This window comes from Promicromonospora iranensis (assembly GCF_028994775.1).
GTDB lineage: Bacteria > Actinomycetota > Actinomycetes > Actinomycetales > Cellulomonadaceae > Promicromonospora > Promicromonospora iranensis_A.
Window position 1 is genome coordinate 1 of sequence record NZ_JAJQMN010000027.1, and the last position, 7598, is coordinate 7598.

Below are 7598 nucleotides of genomic sequence, written 5' to 3' on the forward strand. Positions count from 1 at the left end.
GAACACGGCCTCCTGGTCACTGCTGCGATCAACGCGATCATCGGCGCCCCCGCCGCAGAAGACCCCCGCACGTCGACCCAGCGTCGCGCGCAGGGCCTGGCCGACCTCGCCCGGATCGTCCTGGACACCAACCAGGCCTCACCCGGCGCCGCGATCCCGCCCCACCTGAACGTCACGGTGTCCTGGACCGAGCTGATCGCCCAGGCCACCCGCACCCGCGAGGGCCTGTGCCTGACCTGCGGACAAGCCACACCCGGCCGCACCACACCAGGCCGTTCACCAGGACGCGCCGCATCAGGCGGCGCACCAGGATGTCCGACCGGTGCCGGAACACCAGGCACAAGCACGGGTGCAGGTACAGCAGCTACGAGCACGAGCACAGGCACAGGTGACGTAGGTGCAGGTGCAGCCGCGACGGGCGCGGGCGTAGCCGGCACGATGACGTTGCCTGGGCTGTTGTCCGGAGGTGGCCCGGTGTTCACCGAGACCGGTGCCCGTGCACCACGAGCACTACTACGCCGGTTGGCATGCGACAGTGCCGTCACCCGGGTCGTATTCGGACCCGACGGCGCCGTCCTGGACGTCGGACGCGCCCAACGCACCGTCACCGGACAGATGCGCCGAGCCGTGATCGCTCGGGACCGGCACTGCGTCTTCCCCGGATGCGACCAACCACCCTCACGATGCGAGGTCCACCACGCCATCACCCACTGGGCCCACGGCGGAAACACCTCCGTCAGCAACAGCGCCCTGTTGTGCTGGTACCACCACCAGCTCGTCGACACCCAAGGCATCACCATGCACTGGACCGGCAAACCACCAACCGGCACCACCACCGGATACACCACCACCGGCACCACCACCGGCGCTGCAGTCCCTGGCGCCCTGCTGGAGACCGGGTGGGCCTTCACCGACGCACGCGGACACCGCATCACCCTGCCCGAACCACTCGAAACCCCACCCGAATCCGAAGTCGCCTGACCCCGCCAGGGGGCCAACTCAGCCAACCAGAACCGGGTACCAACCGACCACCGACCAGCAGGCCGTCAACCACCGCAGCCCGGCAACATGCAGAGGGTGTCACGCCAGCACGGCGGCACGCCGCGTCGCGACACGACAGCCGACCCACACCCACTCAGCCAGATCAGCCGATTCCTCGACACGCAGAACCCGACGACCGCACCAACAGCCCCCGCCGGACGCGACCAGCTACTCCCAGACGGCGATGCTGCGCCGCACCGGGACGGACCCGTCGTCCGTGGCGAAGAGCTCCGGAGAGCGCTGTCGGGTCTTCTCGATGTCGTCGAACACGGCACGGAGGTGGGCCCGCAGACTGTCGCGGGCGCTGGAGATGTCGCCGGCGACCACCGCGTCGAGAATGGAGTGGTGCTCGTCGACGAAGCGGCCCATGCCGTTCGTCTCGTGCAGGCCGAGACGGCGTGCGCGGTCCAGGTGACCCTTGGCGGCGACGACCGTCGACCAGGCCCTGCCGTGTCCGCTGAGACGCAGGAGCCCGTGGTGGAACGCCTCGTCGAGCTCGAAGAACTTCTCGAGGTCGAGCCGTGCCTCCCGCTGCTGCTCCAGGTTGGCGCGCAGTTCGGCGACGAGCTCCGGGTCGAGCGTCCCGGGGATGTCGTCGAACGCCGCCAGCTCGACCGCCTCGCGGAGGAACTGCGCATCCGCCACCCGCTCGGCGTCGACACGCGACACGAAGGAGCCGACCTTGGGGAACACCCTGACCAACCCTTCCTCACCAAGGAGGATCAGGCTCTCGCGCACCGGCGTCCGGCTGACGCCGAGGGACGCGGCCAGCTCGTTCTCCGACAGGGAGGTGCCAGGCGGCAGCTCGAGGGTGAGCACCTTGCGGCGCAGCGTCTCGTAGACGACACGCCTGTTGGATCGGTTCGAGGCTTCCCTCATGGCTGGAGTCTAGGCGAGAAGCGGCGCGCTTCCACACCACGGACAGTTGACACCCCCTTGTCGACGCTGCTTACATACAAGACCTGCCACACATCGGTCGACGGGCATTCCCGACAGCGACGTCAGTCAAGCGGTCAGTCAAGCAAGGAGCACTCTTCCAATGGCGGAAACAGCAATGACGCCACCAGCGACACCTTCAGGTAACGCGGTCACCCGGTCCACCAAGGACCTCACCAAGGCAGCCGTGTCGGGCTGGCTCGGGACCGCCATGGAGTTCATGGACTTCCAGCTGTACTCGCTGGCGGCGGCGATCGTGTTCAACCAGATCTTCTTCCCCGACGTCAGCCCGGCGATCGCGCTGATCGCGGCGATGGCCACCTACGGTGTCGGCTACGTGGCGCGCCTGGCGGGCGCCATCTACTTCGGCCGGATGGGCGACCGGCTCGGCCGCCGCAAGGTCCTGTTCATCACCGTCGCGCTCATGGGTGTGTCCACGACCCTGATCGGCGTGCTCCCGACGTACCAGATGGTCGGCATCACCGCGCCGATCCTGCTCGTCGTGCTGCGCCTGGTCCAGGGCTTCGGCGCGGGTGCGGAGATCGCCGGTGCGACGGTACTGCTCGCGGAGTACGCGCCGGTTCGACGTCGCGGCCTCGTCGCCTCGCTCGTGTCGCTCGGCACCAACTCGGGCACGCTGGCGGCGTCGGCCCTGTGGGCGCTGCTGCTGGCCGTGCTCAGCGAGGAGCAGCTCCTCAGCTGGGGCTGGCGGCTGCCGTTCCTGCTCAGCTTCGTGCTGATGCTCTTCGCGGTCTGGATCCGCACCAACGTCAAGGAGAGCCCGGTCTTCGAGGCCCGCGCCGACGTCGTGGACGGCGTCGCCCTCACCCGCGCCCAGCTCACCCAGGACGAGGCCGGGACCGGCACCGACCAGACCGGGGAGCCCGTGCTCCAGGCAGCCCTCAAGCAGCGCAAGGGCAAGGCGTTCTTCCTGGCGCTGGCCCTGCGGTTCGGCCAGGCCGGCAACTCCGGGCTGGTGCAGACCTTCCTGGTGGGCTACGTCGCCACGACCCTCGCGATGGACCGCGCGCTGGCCACCGAGGCCATCATGTGGGGCTCCATCATCGGCTTCGCCACCGTGCCCGTGATCGGCATGCTCGGTGACCGGTTCGGCCGGCGCTCGATGTACACGGCGCTGTCCCTGATCACCATCGCGTTCGCCTTCCCGATGATGCTGCTGATCACCAGCGGCACCACGACCGGCCTCATGCTCGGCATGATCGCCGGCCTGAACCTCGGCGTCCTGGGCCTGTTCGCACTGGAGAGCGTCACCATGGCCGAGCTCTTCGGGGCCCGGACGCGGTTCACCCAGCTCGCCCTCTCCAAGGAGGTCGGCGGAATCCTCGCCACCGCCATCGGCCCGGTCATCGCTGCCTCGCTCACCGCCGCCACCGGCAGCTGGTGGCCCATCGCCGCGATGCTCATCGTCTACTCCCTGATCACCCTGATCGCCGCGCGGCTCGCCCCCGAGACCCGGGGTCGCGACCTCGTCCAGCTGCAGGACGCCGCATGAGGGCGGTCGTCGTGCACGGCGCCGGCGACCTGCGGGTCGAGGAGCGCCCCGACCCCGTCGCCCAGGAGGGCGAGGTGGTGGTGGCCATGGAGTGGGGCGGCGTCTGCGGGTCGGACCTGTCCTACTGGAAGAACGGCGCCTCGGGTACCGCCGTCCTGCGCGACCCGCTCGTGCTCGGCCACGAGGTGGCCGGCCGGGTGGTCGGGAGCGGCCCGGGTGTCACCGGATGGGAGCCGGGCACGCCGGTCACGGTGCACCCGGCGCAGGCCGCCGACGAGTCGGTCCTGCCGGCACGGCTGGCGGGCCGGACCAACCTGCACTCGCAGGTGCGGTACTTCGGCTCGGCCGCCTTCCACCCGCACACCGACGGCGGGTTCAGCGAGCTGCGGGCCGTCCCGGCCCACCAGCTCCGGCGGCTGCCGGACGGCGTGAGCACCGAGCAGGGCGCCCTCGCGGAGCCGCTCGCCGTCGCCATGCACGCCGTACACCGTGCGGGCGACGTCCGCGGGCGGGACGTGCTGGTCAACGGCGCCGGCCCGATCGGGTGCCTCGTCGTGGCCGCCGCGAGGCACGCGGGCGCCGCGTCGGTCACCGCCGCCGACCTCTCCGCCTCCTCGCTGGCCGTGGCCAAGGAGCTCGGCGCCGACCGGGTCCTCGACATCGGCTCGGGCGACCAGCTGCCCGAGGACTGCGAGCTCGTGTTCGAGGCCTCCGGCGCGCCGGCGGCCCTCGGCGGCGTGCTGCGGGCCACGGCGCGGGGCGGCACGCTCGTGCAGGTCGGCAACCTGCCGGGCACCGCTGCGCCCGCCGCCCTCGGCGACCTCGTCACGCGCGAGATCACGTGGGTCGGGGCCTACCGCTTCGTCGAGGAGATCAGCGACGCCCTCGCCGCCCTGCGCGACGGGCTGGACGTGTCCGCGGTGGTCACGCACCGCTTCGGCATCGAGCAGGCCGGCGAGGCTCTGGCCACGGCCGCAGGGCCGGGCAGCAGCAAGGTGCTGATCAACCTGGCCGGCAGCTGAGCCCGCGGCTGGTCGAGGCACGGTCGTCGAGGCACGGTCGTCGAGGCACGTCTCTGCCCTGTTGAGCTGCGTGCGGCGGGACATGTCGCCGCAGCTCAGCGGCTACGTCACCCCGTGGTGGGGCACGACGCGAGCCGACTTCCGCCGTCGTTCACGTGGGTGTGAGGACCCGGCCATCTCGGCTGCCTACGGTGGCACGCGTCCCGGCCGCTCAGCGGCCTGCGCCCAGGGTTGGAGCCTTCCGTGAACGCCGACACGCCCCGTCCGCCGTCGATCTCCGAGCTCGCCGAGCTCCGCCTGTCCCGCCGGACGGCGATGGCCGGGGGTCTGGCCACCGCCGCCGCGGCCTTCTTCGGGGTCCCGGCGTCAGCCGGGGCGGTCGGCGTCGCGGAGAGCACCGGGAGCGCCGGGAGCCCTGGGCACGGCGCGGGGCGGCCGCTGCTCGGCTTCCCCGCCGTCGCGCCCAGTACTGCCGATGCGGTCGTGCTGCCGCCCGGCTACCGCTACCAGGTGCTCTACCCGTGGGGCCACCCGATCGTCCCCTCCGGGCCGGCGTTCGCCGAGGACGCGAGCAACACCGCGGCCGATCAGGCGCAGCAGGCCGGGGACCACCACGACGGCATGTGGTTCTTCCCGCTGCGGGACCGTCGCTCCGGCCTGCTCTGCGTCAACCACGAGGCCACCACCGAGAACCTGCTGCACGCGGACGGACGGGCCTCCTGGTCATCGGAGAAGACCGCCAAGTCGATGGCCGCGCACGGTGTCTCGGTCATCCAGGTGGAGCAGGATCGCGACGGCGGATGGCTGGTCGCGGAGTCGAGGTTCGCCCGCCGGGTCACCATGACCACGCCGATCGAGATCACCGGCCCCGCGGCGGGCCACCCGCTGATGCGCACCGGCGCGGACCCCGAGGGCGTGCGGGTACTGGGCACCCTGAACAACTGCGCCAGCGGCCCCACCCCGTGGGACACGTACCTGACGTGCGAAGAGACGATCAACAAGTACTTCTACTACGGCGAGCAGCCGCCGCCGCCCGGATCGGTCGAGGAGCGCTACGGGATCGGCTCCGAGAGCCCGTACCCCTGGTACACGACCGAGAGCCGCTTCGACATGCGGAGCGAGCCGAACGAGTTCAACCGGTTCGGCTGGGTGGTGGAGGTCGACCCCTTCGACCCGGAATCGACGCCGAAGAAGCGGACCGCGCTGGGTCGGATGGAGCACGAGAACGCCGTGGTCGTGCGCGGGCGCCGCGGCGAGGCAGTCGTCTACATGGGCGACGACACGCAGTTCGACTACTTCTACAAGTTCGTGGGTGCGGAGCCGATCGCGCAGGCGCGCCGCGCCGGGCGGAGTCCGCTCGACGAGGGCACGCTGTACGTGGCGAGGTTCGACGAGGACGGTCGCGGCCGGTGGCTGCCGCTGGTCCACGGCGAGCCAGGGCTGACCACGGCGGACGGGTTCGCGGACCAGGCCGAGGTGCTGATCCATACGCGCCTCGCCGCCGACGCGGTCGGCGCTACGCCGATGGACCGGCCGGAGTGGTGCACCGTGCAGCCGCGCACCGGCGCCGTGTACTTCACCTGCACCAACAACACTGCCCGCACCGAGTCGGTGGACGCGGCGAACCCGCGGCTGAACAACCGGTTCGGCCACATCATGAAGATCGACGAGAACGGCAACCCGAGCGCGGTGCGGTTCGACTGGGACATCTTCCTGCTCGCCGGCGACGAGGCCAGCGGCGCCACGGTTCCGCCCGACCAGGCGTTCGGCTCACCCGACGGGCTGTGGTTCGACTCCGTGGGACGGCTCTGGATCCTGACCGACGGCGCCCAGCCCCAGGTCGACGGCGCCGACCAGAACAACCAGATGCTCGTGGCCGACACCGAGCGGGGCGACATCCGCCGGTTCCTGGTCGGCCCTCCGCGCTGCGAGATCACCGGCATCACGGCCGCTCCGGACGGCCGGTCCCTGTTCGTCAACATCCAGCACCCCGGCGACTCCGGGACACCCGAGAACCCGCGGGCGAGCTCGAACTGGCCCGACTACAGCCCGACCGGCCGACCGCGGTCAGCCACCATCGTCATCACCCGGGAGGACGGCGGGGTGGTCGGCGCCTGACGACGGCTTCGCCGTCCGCCCGTGCCTCGCCCGGCTCCTGCCGTCCCGGGCGAGGCCGTCCCGGGCGAGGCCTGCGACGTCGTGGCATCGTGGCCGTGGATGCCCAAGCACGCGACGAGGCACGGAAGGAGATCGAGCGATGCGCGGTACGGAACTGCTCACGGACGCGTTCGGCCGGATCAAGGAGGCAGTGCACAGTGCGGTCCTCGGCCTGTCGGGCGAGGAGCTCGCATTCCGCGTCGACGAGGACGCGAACTCCGTCGCATGGCTGGTCTGGCACCTGACCCGGGTCCAGGACGACCATGTCGCCGACGCCGCGGGCACCAGCCAGGTCTGGTCGGACGACGGCTGGGACCGCAGGTTCGGGCTGCCGTTCCCGGCCGAGGAGACCGGCTACGGGCACGACGCCGACGAGGTCTCCGCCGTCCGCGTACCCTCGGGCGACCTGCTCACGGGCTACCACGACGCCGTGCACGAACGCACCGTGCGGTACCTGGACACCCTGTCCGACGACGACCTCGACCGGGTGGTCGACGAGTCGTGGGACCCGCCGGTCACGCTAGGCGTCCGGCTGGTCAGCGTGGTCAACGACGACATGCAGCACGCCGGCCAGGCGGCGTTCGTCCGCGGGTTGGTGCTCCGCCGGCGCGAGCGGTGACCTGCGTGCGGTGACCCGCGTGCGCTGACGGGACGACGCGCTTTCCCGATCCTCCCTGGACCGCGGAAAGCACCGTGTACCAACTAATCAGTGCGTTGACGCACATCGTGCGATTCGTCGTGCGTCCTCCCGATCGCGGTGGAATTATCGCGGATCGGGAGGGGGCACCCGGGATGACGGCGGCGCGCGCACTGCGGATTGACGACTGGGTCGTGCATCGGCCCAACGTCGTGCGTTCGGTCGCTGCCCGCGTCCCCGGGATCGACGCCGAGGAAGCCACCAGCCGAGCGCTGGAGAAGATGGTCCGCAT

General features: G+C 71.1%; 6 protein-coding genes. 5 read left to right on the top strand and 1 reads right to left on the bottom strand.

What is annotated here, in order from left to right; translation table 11 throughout:
- On the top strand, positions 1 to 981 hold a 981-nt coding region (locus LUU90_RS26320; protein WP_275007318.1), incomplete at its 5' end, for an HNH endonuclease signature motif containing protein.
- Positions 982 to 1209: 228 nt separating this feature from the next.
- Here the strand turns inward: LUU90_RS26320 and LUU90_RS26325 are convergent.
- Entirely contained in the window at positions 1210 to 1920 is a 711-nt protein-coding gene (locus tag LUU90_RS26325; protein ID WP_275007320.1) for a GntR family transcriptional regulator, read from the bottom strand.
- 160 nt (positions 1921 to 2080) lie between these two features.
- On the opposite strand from LUU90_RS26325, the gene LUU90_RS26330 reads away from it, so the two are divergent.
- The 4 genes from LUU90_RS26330 to LUU90_RS26345 all read left to right on the top strand — a co-directional run bounded on the left by LUU90_RS26330 (position 2081) and on the right by LUU90_RS26345 (position 7288).
- Positions 2081 to 3490 carry an MFS transporter gene (locus LUU90_RS26330; protein WP_275007321.1) on the top strand — a complete coding sequence of 470 codons (1410 nt, stop codon included), beginning with the start codon at positions 2081 to 2083 and terminating at the stop codon, positions 3488 to 3490.
- The gene (locus tag LUU90_RS26335) at positions 3487 to 4512 is read left to right on the top strand and encodes an L-idonate 5-dehydrogenase (RefSeq protein WP_275007323.1); all 1026 of its coding nucleotides are present in this window, start codon (positions 3487 to 3489) and stop codon (positions 4510 to 4512) included. Before LUU90_RS26330 ends, LUU90_RS26335 begins: the two co-directional genes overlap by 4 nt.
- Positions 4513 to 4755: 243 nt before the next feature.
- On the top strand, positions 4756 to 6630 hold the full coding sequence (locus LUU90_RS26340) for a PhoX family protein (protein WP_275007325.1): 1875 nt from the start codon (positions 4756 to 4758) through the stop codon (positions 6628 to 6630).
- A gap of 139 nt (positions 6631 to 6769) precedes the next feature.
- Positions 6770 to 7288: a mycothiol transferase gene (locus LUU90_RS26345; protein ID WP_275007327.1), complete on the top strand. Its 519-nt coding sequence runs from the start codon at positions 6770 to 6772 to the stop codon at positions 7286 to 7288.
- Positions 7289 to 7598: the final 310 nt, after the last annotated feature.